This window comes from Rhodococcus sp. BP-241, assembly GCF_019836145.1.
Lineage (GTDB): Bacteria > Actinomycetota > Actinomycetes > Mycobacteriales > Mycobacteriaceae > Rhodococcoides.
Genome location: NZ_JABUEI010000001.1, coordinates 528114 through 547800 on the forward strand (window position 1 = coordinate 528114; position 19687 = coordinate 547800).

The 19687-nt window shown below is 68.4% G+C and carries 19 protein-coding genes; 5 read left to right on the forward strand and 14 right to left on the reverse strand.

Going from position 1 to position 19687, the window contains the following annotated elements; all coding sequences use genetic code 11:
- Window positions 1–14 precede the first annotated feature (14 nt).
- The 5 genes from HQ308_RS02430 to dxr all read right to left on the reverse strand — a co-directional run bounded on the left by HQ308_RS02430 (window position 15) and on the right by dxr (window position 6428).
- A complete protein-coding gene (locus HQ308_RS02430; protein ID WP_222645339.1) occupies window positions 15–1823 on the reverse strand; it encodes a penicillin-binding transpeptidase domain-containing protein in 1809 nt (602 codons plus the stop codon).
- Window positions 1824–1876: 53 nt separating this feature from the next.
- Window positions 1877–2710: a GNAT family N-acetyltransferase gene (locus HQ308_RS02435; RefSeq protein ID WP_027505050.1), complete on the reverse strand. Its 834-nt coding sequence runs from the start codon at window positions 2708–2710 to the stop codon at window positions 1877–1879.
- Between the two features lie 88 nt (window positions 2711–2798).
- Window positions 2799–3962: a flavodoxin-dependent (E)-4-hydroxy-3-methylbut-2-enyl-diphosphate synthase gene (gene ispG, locus HQ308_RS02440; protein WP_155956970.1), complete on the reverse strand. Its 1164-nt coding sequence runs from the start codon at window positions 3960–3962 to the stop codon at window positions 2799–2801.
- A gap of 103 nt (window positions 3963–4065) precedes the next feature.
- Window positions 4066–5277: an RIP metalloprotease gene (locus HQ308_RS02445; RefSeq protein WP_222630776.1), complete on the reverse strand. Its 1212-nt coding sequence runs from the start codon at window positions 5275–5277 to the stop codon at window positions 4066–4068.
- Between the two features lie 8 nt (window positions 5278–5285).
- Window positions 5286–6428, reverse strand: coding sequence for a 1-deoxy-D-xylulose-5-phosphate reductoisomerase (gene dxr / locus HQ308_RS02450; protein WP_222645447.1), 1143 nt, complete (start codon window positions 6426–6428; stop codon window positions 5286–5288).
- A 107-nt stretch (window positions 6429–6535) separates the two neighbouring features.
- Between dxr and HQ308_RS02455 the strand changes: the two genes are divergently transcribed.
- The gene (locus HQ308_RS02455) at window positions 6536–7069 is read left to right on the forward strand and encodes a DUF1990 family protein (protein WP_051613190.1); all 534 of its coding nucleotides are present in this window, start codon (window positions 6536–6538) and stop codon (window positions 7067–7069) included.
- 100 nt (window positions 7070–7169) lie between these two features.
- Window positions 7170–7448 carry a DUF2631 domain-containing protein gene (locus HQ308_RS02460; protein ID WP_037185298.1) on the forward strand — a complete coding sequence of 93 codons (279 nt, stop codon included), beginning with the start codon at window positions 7170–7172 and terminating at the stop codon, window positions 7446–7448.
- A 4-nt stretch (window positions 7449–7452) separates the two neighbouring features.
- Here HQ308_RS02460 and rlmN read toward each other — a convergent pair whose 3' ends face one another.
- Window positions 7453–8565, reverse strand: coding sequence for a 23S rRNA (adenine(2503)-C(2))-methyltransferase RlmN (rlmN, locus tag HQ308_RS02465; protein ID WP_027505044.1), 1113 nt, complete (start codon window positions 8563–8565; stop codon window positions 7453–7455).
- 91 nt (window positions 8566–8656) lie between these two features.
- Here rlmN and HQ308_RS02470 point away from each other — a divergent pair, with 91 nt between their 5' ends.
- Together HQ308_RS02470 and HQ308_RS02475 are read left to right on the forward strand one after the other, a co-directional pair.
- Entirely contained in the window at window positions 8657–9049 is a 393-nt protein-coding gene (locus HQ308_RS02470) for a lipopolysaccharide assembly LapA domain-containing protein (RefSeq protein ID WP_027505043.1), read from the forward strand.
- Window positions 9050–9227: 178 nt separating this feature from the next.
- Window positions 9228–10073, forward strand: a complete 846-nt coding sequence (locus HQ308_RS02475; protein ID WP_197027755.1) for a CoA ester lyase — start codon at window positions 9228–9230, stop codon at window positions 10071–10073.
- A gap of 3 nt (window positions 10074–10076) precedes the next feature.
- On the opposite strand, the gene HQ308_RS02480 is transcribed toward HQ308_RS02475, so the two are convergent.
- From HQ308_RS02480 to rpsB, 7 genes are all read right to left on the reverse strand, one after another.
- Complete coding sequence (locus HQ308_RS02480) at window positions 10077–12452, reverse strand: excinuclease ABC subunit UvrA (protein WP_222645340.1); 2376 nt, start codon at window positions 12450–12452, stop codon at window positions 10077–10079.
- A 96-nt stretch (window positions 12453–12548) separates the two neighbouring features.
- Window positions 12549–13244, reverse strand: a complete 696-nt coding sequence (locus HQ308_RS02485) for a class I SAM-dependent methyltransferase (protein WP_222645448.1) — start codon at window positions 13242–13244, stop codon at window positions 12549–12551.
- Window positions 13245–13266: 22 nt separating this feature from the next.
- Window positions 13267–14133 (reverse strand): phosphatidate cytidylyltransferase, encoded by an 867-nt coding sequence (locus HQ308_RS02490; RefSeq protein ID WP_037185291.1) that lies wholly within the window; start codon window positions 14131–14133, stop codon window positions 13267–13269.
- Window positions 14134–14177: 44 nt separating this feature from the next.
- A complete protein-coding gene (gene frr, locus HQ308_RS02495; RefSeq protein WP_027505038.1) occupies window positions 14178–14735 on the reverse strand; it encodes a ribosome recycling factor in 558 nt (185 codons plus the stop codon).
- 49 nt (window positions 14736–14784) lie between these two features.
- Complete coding sequence (gene pyrH / locus HQ308_RS02500; protein WP_027505037.1) at window positions 14785–15510, reverse strand: UMP kinase; 726 nt, start codon at window positions 15508–15510, stop codon at window positions 14785–14787.
- Window positions 15511–15666: 156 nt separating this feature from the next.
- Window positions 15667–16491: a translation elongation factor Ts gene (gene tsf / locus HQ308_RS02505; protein WP_027505036.1), complete on the reverse strand. Its 825-nt coding sequence runs from the start codon at window positions 16489–16491 to the stop codon at window positions 15667–15669.
- A 128-nt stretch (window positions 16492–16619) separates the two neighbouring features.
- On the reverse strand, window positions 16620–17552 hold the full coding sequence (gene rpsB / locus HQ308_RS02510) for a 30S ribosomal protein S2 (protein ID WP_056445046.1): 933 nt from the start codon (window positions 17550–17552) through the stop codon (window positions 16620–16622).
- A 355-nt stretch (window positions 17553–17907) separates the two neighbouring features.
- On the opposite strand from rpsB, the gene HQ308_RS02515 reads away from it, so the two are divergent.
- Window positions 17908–18447 carry a M23 family metallopeptidase gene (locus tag HQ308_RS02515; protein ID WP_222645341.1) on the forward strand — a complete coding sequence of 180 codons (540 nt, stop codon included), beginning with the start codon at window positions 17908–17910 and terminating at the stop codon, window positions 18445–18447.
- A 7-nt stretch (window positions 18448–18454) separates the two neighbouring features.
- On the opposite strand, the gene HQ308_RS02520 is transcribed toward HQ308_RS02515, so the two are convergent.
- On the reverse strand, window positions 18455–19627 hold the full coding sequence (locus tag HQ308_RS02520) for an AAA family ATPase (RefSeq protein ID WP_374197718.1): 1173 nt from the start codon (window positions 19625–19627) through the stop codon (window positions 18455–18457).
- Window positions 19628–19687 lie beyond the last annotated feature (60 nt).

Below are 19687 nucleotides of genomic sequence, written 5' to 3' on the forward strand. Positions count from 1 at the left end.
GCCGCCGGTCGCGGTCAGTATCCGGCGGGCAACGCGGTGATCATGTCCCGCGTCACGGCGACGGCATTGTCCGAGCTGCCGCCGCGCACGACCAGGGTCGCGAACGCGAGATCACCGCGATATCCGACGAACCAGGCATGGGATCCGCCCTCGACCTCGGCCTCACCCGTCTTGCCGTACACCTCGCCCTGGTCGGCGATCCGGTCCGCGGTGCCGCTCGTGACCACCGAGCGCATCATCCCGCGGAGTCCGTCGACCATGGCCGGCTCGATCTGCGGGTGGTCACCGTCGATCGTGGTCTCCTCCCCCTGGATCAGCCGGGGAACGGGCGTCGATCCGTGTGCGACGGTCGCGGCGGCGAGAGCCATGCCGAACGTCGACACCAGCACCTTTCCCTGTCCGAACCCGTCCTCGGTGCGCTGCACCAATTCCTCTGCGGGCGGGACGGATCCCGACTCGGTGGGCAGACCCACGACGCCGTAGTCGGGCCCGACGCCGAACATGGCCGCCGCGTCGGTGAGAGCACTCGCGGACATCTCACTGGCGAGCTTCGCGAACGAGGTGTTGCACGAGCGCGTGAAGGCCGTGTTCATCGAGACGTCCCCGAGGGAGAACTCGTTGTAGTTGGGCACGCTGCGCTCGCCGATGACGATGCGGCCCGGGCACGGCACGGTGGTCTCGGGCGTCGCGAGTCCCTCCTCGATCGCCGCACCGGCCGTGATGATCTTGAAGGTGGAGCCCGGTGGGTAGAGGCCGGTCGAGGCCACGGGACCATCGCGATCCGCCGCCGGGTTCTGCGCCACCGCGAGGATGTCGCCTGTCGACGGCTGGATCACCACCATCATCGCCTGGTCCCGTGACACGTTGACGGCGTTCTGTGCGGCCACCTGCACCGGACGGTCGAGGCTGATACTGATCGACGGAACCGGCTGCGGCGCCGTCTCGGTCAACACACCGGTGTCGGCGCCGTTGGTGTTGACCGCCACGACGCTCCAGCCCGCGGCACCGTCGACGCGGTCCATCACGGTCTTCTTCACCTGGCTCACCAGGTCGGGGGCGAACGTGCGATCGGTGGAGACCAGGTCGGACTGCTCTGTCACCGACACCCCGGACAACGCGAGCAGACCGGGCGCGACGGCGTCGTAGTCCTCGTCCCGGAGGGTCATCAGGCGGTACGGGCCCTGCGTCGCGGTCGCCGACTCCACGATGGACTGCGCCGTGATCGACGCGTCGAAGGGCTTCAGGATGCGTTCGAGGGTGCGCGCCGTGCCCACCAAGTCGGTCGACTCGGCGGCGTCGAAGGACACCCCCTGGACCACCCCGGGCACCAGGACGTCCGACCCCGCGTGCTCGTTGACCCGCGCCCGCGGCGCCGACGTGGACCGCAGCACCATCGACTGGGTGTCCCCGAGCTTGGGGTGCAGATCGGTCGAGTTCCACCGGACCACCCAGGCCCCGTCGCGTCGGCCCATCTGCAGGGCCCCTTCGTAGGTCCAGGTGCGGTCCTTCGGAAGGTGCCACGTGTAGGTGTAGTCGACGGTCGCGGTGTCGCCGTTCACGCTCACCGCGCCGGTCGCCGCGTCGAGCGACTCGGCCTGCAGGCCGTCCCACGCCTGATCGACGGCGGCAGTCGCGAGGTCCGGCCGATCCGTGGCCTGCGCCGCGGCGGCACTGTCACGCTCGGCCAGCGCGGAGACGAACGAATCGGCCGCGGACTCGGGGCCCTGCGGTTTCGGGGTGCACGCCGAGGCCGCCACCGCGGTGATCGCCGCGACGAGCACGATCAGGACGCGGGTGGCACGGCCGTGTTCACGAGAGGTCATCGATCCTCATCGTAGGGCGACGGGACGCCCGCGGCCCTCACCCTGACAGCGTGTCAGTCGAGCAGAACTGTGGAGAAGGTGGCAACGCGCTCGAACCCGACACGCTCGTAGGCACGGCGGGCGGGCACGTTGAAGCTGTTGACGTACAGGCTGGCCGTGCGGCCGCTGTCGACCACCGCGGCCGCCACGGATGCGGTTCCCGCGGTGCCGAGCCCGCGCCCGCGGTAGAGCGGGTGCACCCACACGCCCTGGATCTGACCGACCGAGGTGGACAGCGATCCGACCTCGGCCTTGAAGACGACGCGGCCCTCCTCGAACCTCGCCCAGGCGCGACCCGCCGCGATCAACGAGGCAATGCGCCGCCGATAGCCGCGTCCGCCGTCGCCCGCGCGCGGATCGACGCCCACCTCCTCGATGAACATCGCCACGGCAGCGGTGAGGTACACGTCCAGCTCGTCGACGGTGACGCGTCGGACGTAGGGGTCCACGGCGGTAGGCGCGCTCGTCAACGCCAGCAGTGGCTGCTCGGCACGCACCTCACGCGGGGTCCCCCAGTCCGCGGCGAGCATGTCCCACAACGGCAGCGTCAGTTCGGCTCGCCCCACCAACGACGAGCAGACGCGGGGAGAGCGCAACGCGCGCTCGGCGAAACTCCGGAGATCGTCGTAGGTACCGAACAACGGCACGAGATTGGCTCCCGAGAAACACAGGGACGATGCCGGACCTCCGCGTGACCACAGTTCACCGTGGTTGTCGCGGGGCTCCACGCCCGATTCCTCGACACGTGCCAGCACCATGCACGATGCGACGGGATCACTGCGCAGCACACGGACGACCTCGTTCGTGTCGCGGCTCGTCAGCGCCTTAGCGCCGAGCAGCTTGAGCATCCCGCCACCTCCGTGACCACCGATCCACACCGAGCACACCCGTTGTCATGGTGACACTGCCAGGAAATGTCGCCGCAGACGAGGAGAATCAGCTGACCGACACGACGGGCGATCCGCCGGCGGCTTCCTGGTCGGACTCGTACGACTCGGCGATACGCATCGCCTCCTCGATCAGGGTCTCCACGATCATCGCCTCGGGCACGGTCTTGATGACCTCGCCCTTGACGAAGATCTGTCCCTTGCCGTTTCCGGACGCCACACCGAGATCGGCGTCGCGTGCCTCACCGGGACCGTTGACGACGCAACCCATGACGGCGACGCGGAGCGGGATCTCCATGCCCTCGAGTCCGGCCGTCACCTGGTCGGCGAGGGTGTAGACGTCGACCTGTGCGCGTCCGCAGGACGGGCAGGAGACGATCTCGAGCTTGCGGGGACGGAGGTTGAGGGACTGCAGGATCTGCGTCCCCACCTTGATCTCCTCGTTGGGCGGCGCGGACAACGAGACGCGGATCGTGTCGCCGATGCCGTCGGCCAGCAGCGACCCGAAGGCGACGGCAGACTTGATGGTGCCCTGGAACGCCGGCCCGGCCTCGGTCACGCCGAGGTGCAGCGGGTAGTCGCACTTGGCGGCGAGCTGACGGTAGGCCTCGACCATGATGACCGGGTCGTTGTGCTTGACCGAGATCTTGATGTCGCCGAAACCGTGCTCCTCGAAGAGGCCGGCCTCCCACAGCGCCGACTCCACCAGCGCCTCGGGCGTGGCCTTGCCGTACTTCTGCATCAGGCGCGGATCGAGGGATCCTGCGTTGACTCCGATACGGATGGGGATGCCCGCGTCACCGGCCGCCTTCGCGACCTCCTTGACGCGGCCGTCGAACTCCTTGATGTTGCCGGGGTTCACGCGCACCGCGGCGCACCCGGCATCGATGGCCGCGAAGATGTACCGCGGCTGGAAGTGGATGTCCGCGATGACAGGGATCTGCGACTTGCGCGCAATGGTCGCCAAGGCGTCCGCATCCTCCTGACGCGGGCACGCGACGCGGACGATGTCGCATCCCGCGGCGGTGAGTTCGGCGATCTGCTGCAGGGTGGAGTTGATGTCGTGAGTCTTGGTGGTGCACATCGACTGCACCGAGATCGGCGAGTCGCTGCCGACACCGACGCTGCCCACCTGAAGCTGACGAGTCTTCCGTCGCGGTGTGAGCACCGGTACGGGTCCGGCCGGCATGCCCAGTCCAACGGTCACTTCGATCCTTTCGAGCTTCTGACGGCATCTGGTGCCGACTGACTCTCCCCACTGTAGTCGCGCCGGGAGGACCGCCGTGTGTTCGCGCCGTCACGCCGGACCTGCGCTTCTAGCGGAAGATCTGAATGGGGTTCACGATGTCGGCGGTGAGGGTCAGGAGCATGAACGCGCCGCCGATGAGAATGACGACGTACGTCACCGGCATCAGCTTGAGGTAGTTCACGGGCGCACCCTTGCCCAGCCCCCGCAGCGAGCGGATCTTGTTCCGGATGCCCTCGTAGACGGTCACCGCTATGTGACCGCCGTCGAGCGGGAGCAACGGGAGCAGGTTGAAGGCACCGAGGAAGAAGTTGAGGGTCGCCAACAGCGTGACGAAGACCTCCCACAGGCCGCGTTCCGCCGCCTGACCGCCGATGACGCTGGCACCGACCACGCTGATGGGAGTGTTCGGATCCCGCTCACCACCGGTGATCGACGTCCACAGTGCCCCCACCTTGCTGGGGAGATCGACGATGGCCTGCACCGTCTGCCCCGCGATGAACACCGTGTAGGAGGCCGATCCGCCGATGGCGGACACCGCGTCGTAGTCGAGGGTGAGTGGAGTGCGGGCGACGCCGATGGCGCCGACCGTGCGCAGCTCCGTGGCGTCGGGTGCGCCGTTCTCGACGGCGAAGAGACGGTCCGTCTCCTGCACGTCGACGGGCACGGTGAGGGTCTCACCGGCCCGCTCGACCGTGACGGACACCGATCCACGCTCGTCCTGGATCGCCGCGACGACGTCGCCGAACGTGGGCGTCGACTCGCCGTTCACGGCGGTGATGACGTCACCGTCCCGGATGCCCGCGGCACCCGCGGGACCGGGACCCGAGCAGGGCGCCATGTCGCCCTCGACGTTCTGCGGGGCCACGCACTGGGTCCCCGCCACGGTGGCCGTCGTGTCGCGATTGGGCAGACCCCAGCCGAGGGCGAGGGTGTACACCAGCACGAACGCCAGCACGAAGTTCATCGCGATCCCGCCGAACATCACGGCGAGGCGCTTCCAGGTCTTCTGCTTGTACATTGCGCGCTCGACCTCGTCGGGAGCGAGCTCGTCCACCGCCGTCATGCCCGCGATGTCGCAGAAGCCACCGGCCGGGATCGCCTTGAGTCCGTACTCGGTCTCGCCGCGACGCCAGGAGAAGATCTTGGGCCCGAACCCGATGTAGTAGCGGCGCACCTTCATGCCGGTGGCCTTGGCCACCCACATGTGCCCGCACTCGTGGAGCGCGATCGAGATGCCGATGCAGATCGCGAAGGCGATCACACCGAGAACGAACACCATCTTCTCGTTCAGCCTTTCGATCGTGCGGCGGCGAGTGTGCGGGCGGTGCCCCGAGCCCACGTGTCCGCTGCGAGAACGTCGTCCACCGTAGACGGTTCCGCGGACCAGTCGCCGCGTCCGGCCTCGACCACGTCGGACACGACGTCCACGATCTGCGGGAACGACAGGCGTCCGTCGAGGAACGCCTCGGCGGCGATCTCGTTCGCCGCGTTGTAGACCGCCGTCATGCAGCCGCCCAGCGCGCCGGCGGTGCGCGCGAGCTCGACCGCGGGGAACACCTCGTCGTCGAGTGGTTCGAAGTCCCACGTGTGGGCTCGGGTGAAGTCCAGGGCCGTCGCGGCGCCGGCGATGCGATCAGGCCATCCGAGTGCCAGCGCGATCGGCAGCTTCATGTCCGGCGGGCTGGCCTGAGCGAGCGTCGATCCGTCGATGAACGTGACCATCGAGTGGACGATGGACTGCGGATGCACGGTGACGTCGATGCGGTCGTACGGGATGCCGAACAGCAGATGCGCCTCGATCACCTCGAGGCCCTTGTTCACCAGGGTGGCCGAGTTCAACGTGTTCATCGGACCCATCGACCAGGTGGGGTGCTTGCCGGCCTGCTCCGGCGTCACGGACTCGAGGCCCTCGCGATCCCAGCCTCGGAACGGCCCACCGGATGCCGTGACCACCAGTCGGGCCACCTCGTCGGCGCGACCGCCGCGCAGGCACTGGGCGAGAGCCGAGTGCTCGGAGTCGACGGGAACGATCTGGCCCGGAGCCGCCGCGGACGTGACCAGCGAGCCGCCCGCCACGAGAGACTCCTTGTTCGCCAACGCCAGTCGAGCTCCCGATTCCAGCGCAGCGAGCGTCGGCGGCAGACCGAGAGACCCGACGAGCGCGTTGAGGACCACGTCGGCCTGCACCTCGCGGACCAACGACGTCGCCGCGTCGGCCCCCGAGCGCAGCCCCGGCGTGTCCACGGTCCGCGCAGCGTCGACGTCGGCCACCGCCACGTCGCGGACACCGGTCTCGGCGATCTGTCGACGCAACAGATCGACGTTGCCTCCGCCGGCGGCCAGCCCGACCACGGTGAAACGGTCTGGTCGAGCCGCCATCACCTCGAGCGCCTGGGTGCCGATGGACCCCGTACTGCCGAGCACCAGCACCCGCACGGGTCCGTCGGTCCCACGTGCCTTCTGTTCCGTCACCTGGACAGTGTGGACGACCTCACTGAGAGCACGGTGAGCGGGCAACTGCGGCTCACCGTGTGAGGATGGACGGCGTGCCCCTGCTCCCGTCCGCCGATCCGGACTCGTACTTCTCGACGCCCCTCACGTACGCCGAGATCGGAGGGACCGCGCACGAGTCGATGCCGGCGGGTTACCACCACGTCGACGTGGAGAAACGCATCGGGACCGGCCTCGAACTTTTCGAGCGGGCCGGACGCCGCATCGTCGAGTGGGACATGCATCGCGGCGCCGGGCTGCGGGTGCGGTCGAGCGCGGCGTCGGCGACCGTCGACACCGTGGTGGTCTTGCTACTCGGTCCGGTCCGCATCCCGTGCCGGGTCGTCGAGGTGATCGACGAGTCGCACCACCGGGGCTTCGCGTACGGCACGCTGCCGGGTCACCCCGAGTCGGGTGAGGAGCGCTTCACCGTTCGACACGATCCGGTCACCGATGCCGTGACCGCCCACATCCGCGCCTTCTCGCGGCCCGGCAACAGGGTCGTCGCACTGGGCGGGCCCCTCAACAGGGCGACCCAGCGCATCGCGACCGGTCGCTACATCGCGGCCCTCACCGCCTGACACGTCGTGGCGACTGCCCCTACGACGGCCGGTCGTACAGCGCGCTAGGATTCAGCCCACCAGGGACCACCTGCATCACAGACTTTCAGGAGGATCGGCCGTGACCGACATCAGCCGCAACCAGGCTTCGGACGTCGAGCGCGTTCCCACGACCAAGGTCAGCACCGCCGAGGTGCCGTCCGCGGAATGGGGGTGGAGCGGCGAAGGCCCCCGTACCTCGCGCATCGCGGGCTGGGTCACCGTCGCGATCCTGCTGGTCATGATCATCGGTAACCACACGGGCCGGGTCGAGGACATCTGGCTCGTCGGCTTCGCCGTGGCCATCGCAGGCCTGCTGGTCCGCGACATCCTGCTCCGCCGCAAGCCGCGCCGCTCCTGACGGCTCAGTTCTCGGCGGCCAGCTGCCCGCAGGCCGCCGCGATCTCCTGACCCCGCGTGTCACGCACGGTGCACGAGACTCCGTGCGCACGGACGCGTCGAACGAATTCCTGCTCCACCGGCTTCGGACTGGCGTCCCACTCGCTGCCGGGTGTCGGATTGAGCGGGATCAGGTTCACGTGGACCAGCGCCCCCAGGGCGCGCTTGAGCTTCTTGGCCAGCATGTCCGCTCGCCACGGCTGATCGTTGATGTCGCGGATCAGCGCGTACTCGATCGAGACCCGTCGCCCCGTGGTGTCGGCGTAGTAGCGCGCCGCGTCGAGGACCTCGGCGATGGGCCAGCGGTTGTTGACGGGGACGAGCGTGTCGCGCAGTTCGTCGTCCGGGCAGTGCAGCGACACGGCCAGCGTCACCGTCAGACCCTCGTCGGCCAGCTTGCGGATCGCGGGCGCGAGCCCGACGGTGGACACCGTCACCGAGCGCTGTGACAGGCCGAGGCCCTCCGGCGCGGGCGAGACGATCCGTTTGACCGCCGCGACGACGCGCTTGTAGTTCGCGAGCGGCTCCCCCATCCCCATGAAGACGACGTTGGACAGTCGCCCCTCGCCGCCCTCGACCGCACCGTCGCGGAGATCCGCCGCAGCGCTCCGCACCTGGTCGACGATCTCGGCCGTGGAGAGGTTGCGTTGCAGGCCGGCCTGGCCGGTGGCGCAGAACGGGCAGGCCATGCCACACCCGGCCTGGCTCGAGATGCACAGCGTCGCGCGATCCGGGTACCGCATGAGAACCGACTCGAGCAGAGTGCCGTCGGCGGCCTTCCACAGCGTCTTGCGCGTGTCCCCGCCGTCGCAGGCAATGTGCTTGACGGGCGTGAGCAACGTCGGGAACAGCGCGTCCCCGACCTTCTCGCGGACCGACGCCGGAAGATCGGTCATCTTCGCCGGGTCCGCCTCCAGCCGGGAGTAGTACTGCCGCGCCAGCTGGTCGGCGCGGAACGCCGGCAGGCCCAGCTCGGCGACGGCCGCTCGACGCTGGTCCGCGTCGAGGTCGGCGAGGTGCTTCGCGGGCATGCCGCGACGGGGAGCGTCGAACACGAGAGGGAGAGCGATGGGTGCCATAGTGAGCACCATTCTCTCACTGTTCGGCGACACTGTCGGGCACGGTCGGGGCAGACGTGCATTCGCCACCTCCGTACAGCATGATCTGTACATGGCCCGCTCATCGCACGACGCATCCGATCCGAACGCCCTGACCGGCACGGACGCTCCTCTGGACACCTCCTCCACCGCCGCGGGTCTCCCCGTCGAGCAGACCGGGCCCACGGACACCCGCCTGGCGCAGGGAAAGACGCCCGACGGCGTCAAGCACACCCGTGCGGCGGCGCTCTACACCGGTCTCGTGGTGGGCGCGATCATCCTGGTCGTCCTGATGGTGTTCATCATCCAGAACCTCGACAGCGTCCCGATTCACCTGTTCGGCTGGACCTTCGACCTGCCCATCGGCATCGGCATGCTCCTCGCCGCGGTCGCCGGTGCGCTCGTCATGGCCACCGCGGGTGGAGTGCGCATCCTGCAGGTCCGCCGGGCCGCCAAGCGCAAGTAGTTTCTCGGCCGCCGTCGTGAGCGATCTCACGTCGCGGCCGTCGGTGTTCCGTCGCGCACGTGAACACTATTGACACAACCTTCACGTGTGGTGGTCTGCCGTGCACAGTGGTGGTCGAACGGTACGAGTCGCAGCTCGACGCGACCCACGAGCGACACACCGAGCGAGGACTGCACACGTGACGACCTTCCTGGAGAACCCCGTGCTATCTGGAGTGGCCGCCGACAAGGCGCGCTCGTGGCTTCTCGTTCCTGCGAGCAAGCCGGAACTCTTCACCCCGGCCGCGGAGTCCGCCGTCGACGCCGTGATCCTGGACATCGAGGACGCCGTCGCACCGGGCGCGAAGCCCGCCGCACGCGATGCCGTCGTGTCCTGGCTCCGTGCCGGCGGCCGCGCCTGGGTACGCATCAACGACGCCACCACGCCGTACTGGGCCGACGATCTCGACGCGCTGCGCGGCATCGACACCCTCGAGGGCGTCATGCTCGCCAAGACCGAGAGCGGAAGCCAGGTCGAGGCCACCGCCGACCGATTGGGTCACGGTTGCCGGATCGTGGCGCTGGTGGAGTCGGCCATGGGTCTCGAGGCTGCCCCCGAGATCGCGCGCGCCGAGGCCACCTTCCGCCTGGCGTTCGGCAGCGGCGACTTCCGGCGCGACACCGGCATGAGCGACGACCCGATGGCGATGGCCTACCCGCGCGCCCGGCTCGTCGTGTCGAGCCGCGCCGCCCGGCTTCCCGGCCCCATCGACGGCCCCACCCTCGCCGTCAACGACAGCATGCTGAGCCGCGACAGCCAGCTCACCGTCTCCATGGGCATGACCGGCAAGCTGTGCATGCACTCCGATCAGGGCCCCATCGTCAACCGCGAACTCGCACCCAGCGCTGCCGATGTGGCGTGGGCTCGGGACGTCATCGCCCAGCTCGGTGAGGACGGCTCCGGCGTGCGCGACGGCAGCGATCTCCCCCGCCTGGCCAAGGCGAAGAAGATCACCGCTCAGGCCGCGGTCTTCTCGATCGGCTGACGGTCACCGCTCGACGTACGCGGCGAGGTGTTCACCCGTGAGGGTGGACCGTGCCGCGACCAGGTCCGCGGGTGTTCCTTCGTAGACCACGGTGCCACCGTCGTGCCCGGCGCCCGGTCCGAGGTCGATGATCCAGTCCGCATGGGCCATCACGGCCTGGTGATGTTCGATGACGATCACCGACTTCCCGGCGTCCACCAGCCTGTCGAGCAGGGCGAGCAACTGCTCGACGTCGGCGAGATGCAGTCCCGTCGTGGGCTCGTCGAGGACCAGGATGCCGCCCTTGTCCCCCATGTGCGTCGCCAGCTTCAGCCGCTGACGCTCGCCGCCGGACAGTGTGGTCAGCGGCTGACCGATCTTCAGATAGCCCAGGCCCACGTCGTTCAGCCGGGTCAGGATTCGATGCGCCGCCGGTAGCGCAGCGTCACCGCCGGCGAAGAACTCCTGTGCCTGCGCCACCGACATCGCGAGCACCTCGCTGATGTCGCGGCCGCCGAGGTGGTACTCGAGGACCGAGTTCTGGAACCGTCGGCCCTCGCACAGCTCGCACACGGTGGCGACTCCGGCCACCATCGCGAGGTCGCTGTAGATCACCCCGTTGCCGTTGCACGTCGGGCACGCTCCCTCCGAATTCGCGCTGAAGAGAGCCGGCTTCACTCCGTTGACCTTGGCGAAGGCCTTCCGGATCGGCTCGAGGAGGCCCGTGTAGGTCGCGGGGTTGCTGCGCCGCGAGCCGCGGATCGCGCCCTGATCGACGGCCACGACGTCCTCGCGGCCCGAGAGCGAGCCGTGAATCAACGAACTCTTGCCCGACCCGGCGACCCCGGTCACGACCACCAGGACACCGAGGGGCACGTCGACGTCCACCGACTTCAGGTTGTGCGAATCGGCGCCGCGGATCTCCACCGCTCCGGTCGACGTGCGCACCGCGTCCTTCACCGCGGCGCGGTCGTCGAAGTGCCGGCCCGTGATGGTGTCACTCGTCCGCAGCCCCTCGACGGTGCCCTCGAAGCACACCGTGCCACCGGCCGTTCCGGCGCCGGGTCCGAGATCGACGACGTGGTCGGCGATGACGATCGTCTCGGGCTTGTGCTCGACGACGAGCACCGTGTTTCCCTTGTCGCGCAACCGGATCAACAGATCGTTCATGTTGGCGATGTCGTGGGGATGGAGTCCGGTGGTGGGTTCGTCGAAGACGTAGGTGACGTCGGTGAGCGACGATCCGAGGTGTCGGATCATCTTGGTGCGCTGCGCTTCACCACCGGAGAGCGTGCCCGCCGGCCGGTCGAGACTCAGATAGCCCAGTCCGATCTCCCGGAACGAGTCGAGGGTGTCTCCCAGCGAGGTGAGCAGCGGGGCCACGGACGGTGCCGACACTCCGCGGATCCACGTCGCGAGATCGCTGATCTGCATGGCGCACGCGTCGGCGATCGACACGCCGTCGATCTTCGAGGACCGCGCACCCTCGTTGAGCCGCGTGCCGTCGCACTCCGGGCACACGGCGAAGGTCACCGCGCGTTCGACGAACGCCCGGATGTGCGGCTGCATCGCGTCGACGTCCTTGGACAGGAACGACTTCTGGATCTGGGGTATCAGTCCGGAGTACGTGAGATTGATGCCGTCCACCTGGATCTTGGTCGGCTCCCGGTACAGCAGGTCCTCGCGCTGGCGCTTGGTGAACTTCGCGATGGGCTTGTCCGGATCGAAGTAGCCGGAGCCGCGAAAGATCCTCCCGTACCACCCCTCCATGCTGTAGCCGGGGATCGTGATCGCACCCTCGTTGAGCGACTTGCTGTCGTCGAAGAGCGCCGTGAGGTCGATGTCGGAGACGGAGCCGCGCCCCTCGCACCGCGGACACATCCCTCCGGTGATGCTGAAGGTGCGCTTCTCCTTCGTCTGACGTCCGCCCTTCTCCACCGTCACCGCTCCCGCACCGGAGATGGACGCCACGTTGAACGAGAACGCCTGCGGGGAGCCGACGTACGGCTGTCCGAGACGGCTGAAGAGGATGCGCAGCATCGCGTTGGCGTCGGTGGCGGTACCGACGGTGGACCTCGGATCGGCGCCGAGCCGCTGCTGGTCCACGATGATGGCCGTCGTCAGACCGTCGAGCAGATCCACGTCGGGCCGCGCGAGACTGGGCATGAACCCCTGCACGAACGCGCTGTACGTCTCGTTGATCATGCGCTGGGACTCGGCGGCGATCGTGCCGAACACCAACGAACTCTTGCCCGATCCGGACACGCCGGTGAAGACCGTCAGACGGCGCTTCGGGAGGTCGACGCTCACGTTCTGCAGAGTGTTGACTCTCGCCCCCTGCACCCGGATGACGTCGTGGGTGTCGGCGACGTGCCGTGCGGTACTCGACTTCGTGGCCATGGCTGATGTCCTTCGTGGTGCAGCGAACGGGTCAGCGGACACGGTAGCCGGTGCGCATCGGGGCTGCTTCTCGATTCCTGATCGCCACGCGGCGGCTCAGGCCGTCTCGAGTCCCTGCGGTCTGCGACGAGTGTGCACCCGGTATCCGACCTCGACGGACGTGCCGGTGAACTGCCGCAGCGCGTGAGCGGCCACCCGCGGCGAGAACTCGATTCCCAGCACCGCAGCGGCCTCCTCGCGGTCCGCGAACGACCACCGCGTCCGGACCCGGCGCAGGTCGAAACCCTGCGCGGCGAAGAATCGTTCGACGGTGAGGGGGTCGTAGTGCGGCAGGTCGCGGCGCATCCATCCTCCGTACGGATCGACCGTGGCGTCGAGATCCACCACCACCACCACACCCCCGGGGCGCAGGACGCGCATGGCCTCGGTGATGCCCGGCCCGCATCCCGGCCCGAAGAAGTAGGCCGTCCTGGCGTGCACGACGTCCGCCGAGCAGTCCTCCAGCGGCAGCCGATCCGCAGTCCCCCGGAGCACCCGCACAGCCGAGCCCGCGACCCGGTGCCGAGCACGCTCGATCAGTGGTGGGTGTGGTTCGACACCGACCACGGACCGTGCCTCGCGGGCGAACAGAGGCAGATGGAATCCGGTTCCGCATCCGACGTCGACGACGTCGCGTCCCGCCCACGGCGTGAGATCCCGCAGCACCGCCTCGATCTCGCCGGTGACGTCCTGGGCGCGATTCTCGGCCTCGTACACGTCGGGCCAGTTCCAGATGTTCGGACTGGCGATCACGCCGTCGCGACCGGGCACAGGATCAGACGAAGATCGTCAGAACGATCCACGTCACGAGGATGCTGGGCAGAACGGAGTCGAGGCGGTCCATCAGTCCGCCGTGACCGGGAAGCATCGTCCCCATGTCCTTGATCCCGAGCTCCCGCTTGACCTGCGACTCGACCAGGTCGCCGAGCGTCGCGGAGAAAACGATGAGCACGCCCAGCAGGGCCCCCACGAACGGGTTCGCGTCCAGCAGGAACGTGACGGTGAGGACGCACCCGACGACACTGAAGAGCAGCGATCCGCCGAGCCCCTCCCAGGACTTCTTCGGGCTGATGGCCGGCGCCATCGCATGCCGTCCGAACAGGACTCCGGCCGCGTAGCCGCCGACGTCCGAACACACCACCGCGATCATGAGCACGAGGACGCGCGAGCCGCCGTCGTCCTCGAGGGTCAGCAACGCCGCGAACGCACCGAACAGCGGCAGCCACGACAGGACGAAGATCGAGATCGCGCAGTCGCGCAGGTAGTTCTTCGGTGCCACGTCCAGACCACCGGACAACAGGCGCCAGACCATCGTGACCAGCACCGTCGCGGCGAACGCACTGAGCGCGCCCAGTGCGCCGAACGGCCAGGCGAGCCAGATCATCGCCTGACCTCCGAGGATCACCGGGATCCGGGGCACCGAGATGTCGGACTCCCGCAGCCGCTTCGTCACCTCCCACGAGGCGACGGCGACCGCGGCCGCGGCGATGCCGATGAACACGAGCGGAACCAGGACCAGGACGACGATGAGCGACACGCCCAGTGCGCCGCCGACCGCGATCGCCGCGGGGAGGTCGCGGCCCGCCCGCGAGGTCTTCGGGGCGGGATCGGCGGTCGAACCGTTGTCGGCCGATACGGACACTGCTTCTCGTTTCACTTCATCTGGGCCACCGGGACGTGCGGAGGTCACACCTCCATCAGTTCCGCTTCCTTGTTCTTCACGATCTCGTCCACCTGCGCCACGTACTTCGCGGTGGTCTTGTCGAGCTCGGCCTCCGCACGCGTGACCTCGTCCTCGCCTGCCTCGCCGTCCTTCTGGATGCGCTTGAGCTCGTCCATCACCTTGCGGCGGACGTTGCGGATGGACACCTTCGCGTCCTCACCCTTGCTCTTGGCCTGCTTGACGTACTCGCGGCGCCGCTCCTCGGTGAGCTGCGGGATCGAGATCCGGATGATGTGTCCGTCGTTGGACGGGTTGAACCCCAGGTCCGAGTTGCGGATCGCAGTCTCGATGGGGCCCAACTGGGCCTGCTCGTACGGCTTGACGATCACCATGCGCGCCTCGGGCACGTTGATGCCCGCGAGCTGGGTGATGGGGGTCAGCGAGCCGTAGTACTCGACCACGATCTTCGAGAACATCCCCGGGTTCGCGCGACCCGTCCGAATGGACGACAGATCGTTCTGCGCGACCGTGACGGCCTTTTCCATTCTCTCTTCGGCGTCGAAGAGCGCTTCGTCGATCACGACCGTTCCTTCCGAAAACCTCTAGTGTGCAGCGACTGCACGTGGTGACTCACTTGACCAGGGTTCCGATCTTCTCACCCGACACCGCTCGCGCGATGTTTCCCTCGGTGAGCAGATTGAAGACCATGATCGGCATCCCATTGTCCATGCAGAGGCTGAAGGCTGTGGCATCGGCCACCTTCAGCCCCTTCTCGATGACCTCGCGGTGCGAGATCTCGGTGTACATCGTGGCGGTCGGATCCTCTCGCGGGTCCGCGGAGTAGACCCCGTCGACGCCCTTGGCCATCAACACCACTTCCGCGCCGATCTCGAGCGCACGCTGCGCCGCCGTGGTGTCGGTGGAGAAGTAGGGCATGCCCATGCCGGCTCCGAAGATGACCACGCGCCCCTTCTCGAGGTGGCGTTCGGCGCGCAGCGGGATGTACGGCTCGGCGACCTGCCCCATGGTGATGGCCGTCTGCACGCGCGTGGTGATGCCCTGCTTCTCGAGGAAGTCCTGCAGGGCGAGGCAGTTCATGACGGTGCCCAGCATGCCCATGTAGTCGGAGCGGGACCGGTCCATACCGCGCACCTGGAGCTCGGCTCCGCGGAAGAAGTTCCCGCCGCCGATGACGACGGCGACCTGGACACCCGAACGGACGACGTCCGCGATCTCCTCCGCCACCTTCTGCACCACGTCGGGATCGAGCCCGACCTGGCCACCACCGAACATCTCACCGCCCAGTTTGAGCAGCACTCGGGAGAATCCGGTGCGGGCGGGCGACGACTCGGTCATGAAGGCTCCTGTCCGTGGGGCGTGTGCGGGTCGGTGTCCGCACGACACTGTTGCGCCTGATCTTGCCCCATGCGTCGGCACGGGGCGCACATGACTGTGCCGTCCACCCATCGGGGTGGACGGCACGGTCATGACGTCACTCGGGTGTCACGAGGCTCAGTTGGAGCCGACCTCGAAACGCACGAAGCGCGTGATGGTGACTCCGGCGTCGGCGAGAAGAGCCTTGACGGTCTTCTTGCTGTCCTGGACCGAGGACTGCTCGGTCAGCACGACGTCCTTGTAGTAGCCGTTGACGCGACCCTCGATGATCTTGGGCAGTGCCTGCTCGGGCTTGCCCTCCTCGCGGGCGGTCTGCTCCGCGATGCGTCGCTCGCCCTCGACGATGTCGGCGGGGACCTCGTCGCGGGTGACGTACTTGGCCTTGAGCGCGGCGACCTGCATCGCTGCGCCGCGAGCGGCCTCGGCTGCGGCCTCGCCCTCACCGGTGTACTCGACGAGGACACCGACGGCGGGCGGGAGGTCAGAGCTGCGCTTGTGCAGGTAGGTCGCGACCGGACCGTCGAAGGAGACGACGCGACGGATCTCGAGCTTCTCGCCGATCTTGGCCGAGAGCTCCTGCAGTGCGGCGTCGACGGTCTTGCCGTCGAGCTGCAGCGCCTTCAAGGCGTCGACGTCGGCCGGCTTGCCCTCGGCCGCCACGTCCGCGATGGACTGCGCGAAGTTCTGGAACTCCTCGTTCTTGGCGACGAAGTCGGTCTCCGAGTTGATCTCGAGGAGGACACCGTTCTTCGCGACGACGAGACCCTCGGCGGTGGAACGCTCGGCGCGCTTGCCGACGTCCTTCGCGCCCTTGATACGGAGCTGCTCGACGGCCTTGTCGAAGTCGCCGTCGTTGTCGGCGAGCGCGTTCTTGCAGTCCAACATGCCGGAGCCGGTCAGCTCACGGAGCCGCTTGACGTCGGCGGCAGTGTAGTTCGCCATCGTGGGCGAGCCTCCTTGCATTGCTCGTGGAGACGCACGGGTGATGCGTCTCGTGTGTGACGAGAGAGGGGGTGAATCAGAACGAGACCCGGTGCGCCACTAACGGGCACACCGGGTCTCGACCGTGATCAGTTCTGCGCGGTGGGAACGTCCGCGACGGGTGCCTCGGTCTCGGCGGGAGCCGCCGCACCGTTCGCGCCCTCGGCGGCCGGAGCCTCCGTGACAGGTGCGTCGGTGGTTGCCGGGGTCTCGGCAGCGGCCTGCTGCGTCGCCTCGGCGGCCGGGGAGGCCTGCGAGAGCTGCTCGAGCTCCCACTCGGCCAGGGGCTCGCCGGCACCGACCTCGGGCTTCTCGTCCGTACCGGCGTTGCGGCCGGCACGCGCCTGCACGCCCTCGGCCACGGCGGACGCCACGACCTTGGTGAGGAGTGCTGCGGAACGGATCGCGTCGTCGTTGCCCGGGATCGGGTAGTCGACGACGTCGGGGTCGCAGTTGGTGTCCAGGATCGCGATGACCGGGATGTTCAGCTTGCGAGCCTCGGCGACCGCGAGGTGCTCCTTGTTGGTGTCGACGATCCAGATCGCCGACGGGACCTTGGACATGTCCCGGATACCACCGAGGGTGCGATCGAGCTTGGTCATCTCACGCGTGAGCATGAGGATTTCCTTCTTCGTGCGGCCCTCGAAGCCACCGGTCTGCTCCATCGACTCGAGTTCCTTGAGCCGGATCAGACGCTTGTGGACCGTGGTGAAGTTGGTGAGCATGCCGCCGAGCCAGCGCTGGTTCACGTAGGGCATTCCGACCCGAGTCGCCTCGGCCGCAATGGACTCCTGTGCCTGCTTCTTGGTCCCGACGAAGAGAACGGTGCCACCGTGGGCGACGGTCTCCTTGACGAATTCGTACGCCTGATCGATGTACGTCAGCGTCTGCTGCAGGTCGATGATGTAGATGCCGTTGCGATCGGTGAAGATGAATCGCTTCATCTTCGGATTCCAACGACGGGTCTGGTGCCCGAAGTGCGTGCCGCTGTCGAGCAGCTGCTTCATGGTAACGACAGCCATAGCTGTGGATCTCTCTTTCGTGTGCCGGTTGATGCGCGAGCACCGTCGATCGCCGAACCCGTGGGTCCGTCGTACCGCAGGTGTGTCGTGCCCTGGCGCTCGTCGTCCGTCGGACCTGCAGTGCAGGACCAGCCGACGAACCCGTGCTCCGGTGGAGGATCGACAGGTGCCGTTCCATACCGAAGCGCGACGAGCGCGCGAAGTCGACCCGTGTGGACAGGCCGCAGAAGTCAGTGTACGTCCGCGACGCCGCAGGTCATAACCGGGTCGACCGCCTGTGCACGGAGGACGGTCCGTCCCCGGGTGCGGTGGCTCGACGCGGGACCACTGTCGTCGCGTTCGCAAGAGTGCGGGGATGACCTGTCTCCGCTCCGCCCGCCGTTGGTCGCCGCGTTCGGCGCTCGTGTCCGCGGCGCTGACGGCAGCCCTGCTGGCGTCCGGATCCGTAGCCGCCGCGGACACGGACGGACGCCCGTTCGACTGGCCGCTGCAGCCCCGTCCCGCCGTGGTGGCCCCGTACGACCCGCCACCCGAGCGGTGGCTGCCGGGCCATCGCGGCGTCGACCTCGATGCGGGCTCCGATCCGACACACACCGTCGTCGCGGCCGGGGACGGCGTCGTCGTGTTCGCAGGTGCGGTCGCCGGCCGCCCCGTCGTCTCGATCGACCATGCCGGCGGCCTCCGGACGACGTACGAGCCGGTCACGCCCACCGTCACGGTCGGCACCCGGCTGCGACGAGGTCAGCCGATCGGTGTCCTCGAGGCAGGTCACCAGGGGTGCGGCGCCGCCTGGTGCCTGCACTGGGGAGCGCGTCGCGGCCGTGACTACCTCGATCCCACGGCTCTCGTCGACCGCGGTGTGGTGGTGCTGAAACCCCTGGCCGAGCCCGAGTGAGGCGCCTTCAGTACGCGCGGTGACGCTGCGGCGTCGACTGCGGCGCGGACGCGTGCCGGCCCTCCGCGTCGGGGAAATCGTCCGCCATCATCGCCGCCAGGTCCATGAAGGCGGCGCGCGTGCGGGGGCGCAGTCGATCGAGATCGACGACGGAGCCCTCCGCCAGATGATCGTCGAAGGGAATCACCACGACGGCGCGGCAGCGCGCGAGGAAGTGCCGGGTGAGTTCGTCCATGTCGATGCTCGCGGCGCCCGGTCGGTGGGCGCTGATGACGACGACGGTCCGCTCGACGAGGTGCGCGTACCCGTGCAGCCCGAGCCAGTCGAGGGTCGCGGCGGCGCTCTTGGCGCCGTCGACCGCCGGCGAGCTGACGAGCACCAGTGCGTGCGCCAGCGACAGCACCCCCTCCATCGCCGAGTGCATGATGCCCGTGCCGCAGTCGGTGAGGATCAGGTTGTAGTGCGCTCGGAGGGTGTCGATGACCGCGCGGTAGTCCTGTTCGGTGAACGCCTCCGACGCGGCCGGGTCACGCTCCCCCGCGACGACCTCGAGACGACTCGACGACTGGGAGGTGTGCTCCCTGATGTCGGCGTAACTCCGGATGGTCGGCCGGGCAGCGAGGAGATCGCGCACCGTGGACATCGTCTGCCGCGGGACGCGCTCCCCCAGCGTTCCGAAGTCGGGGTTCGCGTCGACGGCGATGACGTCGTCGCGTCGCAAGGAAGCGAACACCGACCCCAGCCCGACGGTGACGGTCGTCTTGCCCACCCCGCCCTTGAGGGACAGGAAGGCGATCCGGTAATCGCTGCGCAGCGGTTGTCGAATGCGGTCGATCTGGTGGCGACGCTCCGCCTCGGAGGCGACCGCACCACGGCCACCCGGTCGCCCACTGCCCAGGACGCGATCCAGGGTGCGGCGCCACCCCGGCCGAGTGGAGGACGGGGCCGGCGAGACGAAGGGCGACCCGGGTCGGCGCACCGGACTCTCCGCACCGAAGGCGGCCGAGTCGCGTCGCGGATCGGCGAGGCCCGGATGGTGCGGTGCGGGAACGTGGGAGGGCGGAACGGACGGCCGAGAGAATCGTTCCGGTTCGGGCGGAGACCAGGGTCCGTTCGTACCCGCCCGGCTGCCGGGACCTGAGGAGTGCGGGCTGTCGTCTCGACGATCCACGGTCCCCACCCTCCTGTCGACGGTCTGCTCCGATTGCCGATCAGGGACGAACGGTGTGGTTCACAGCGC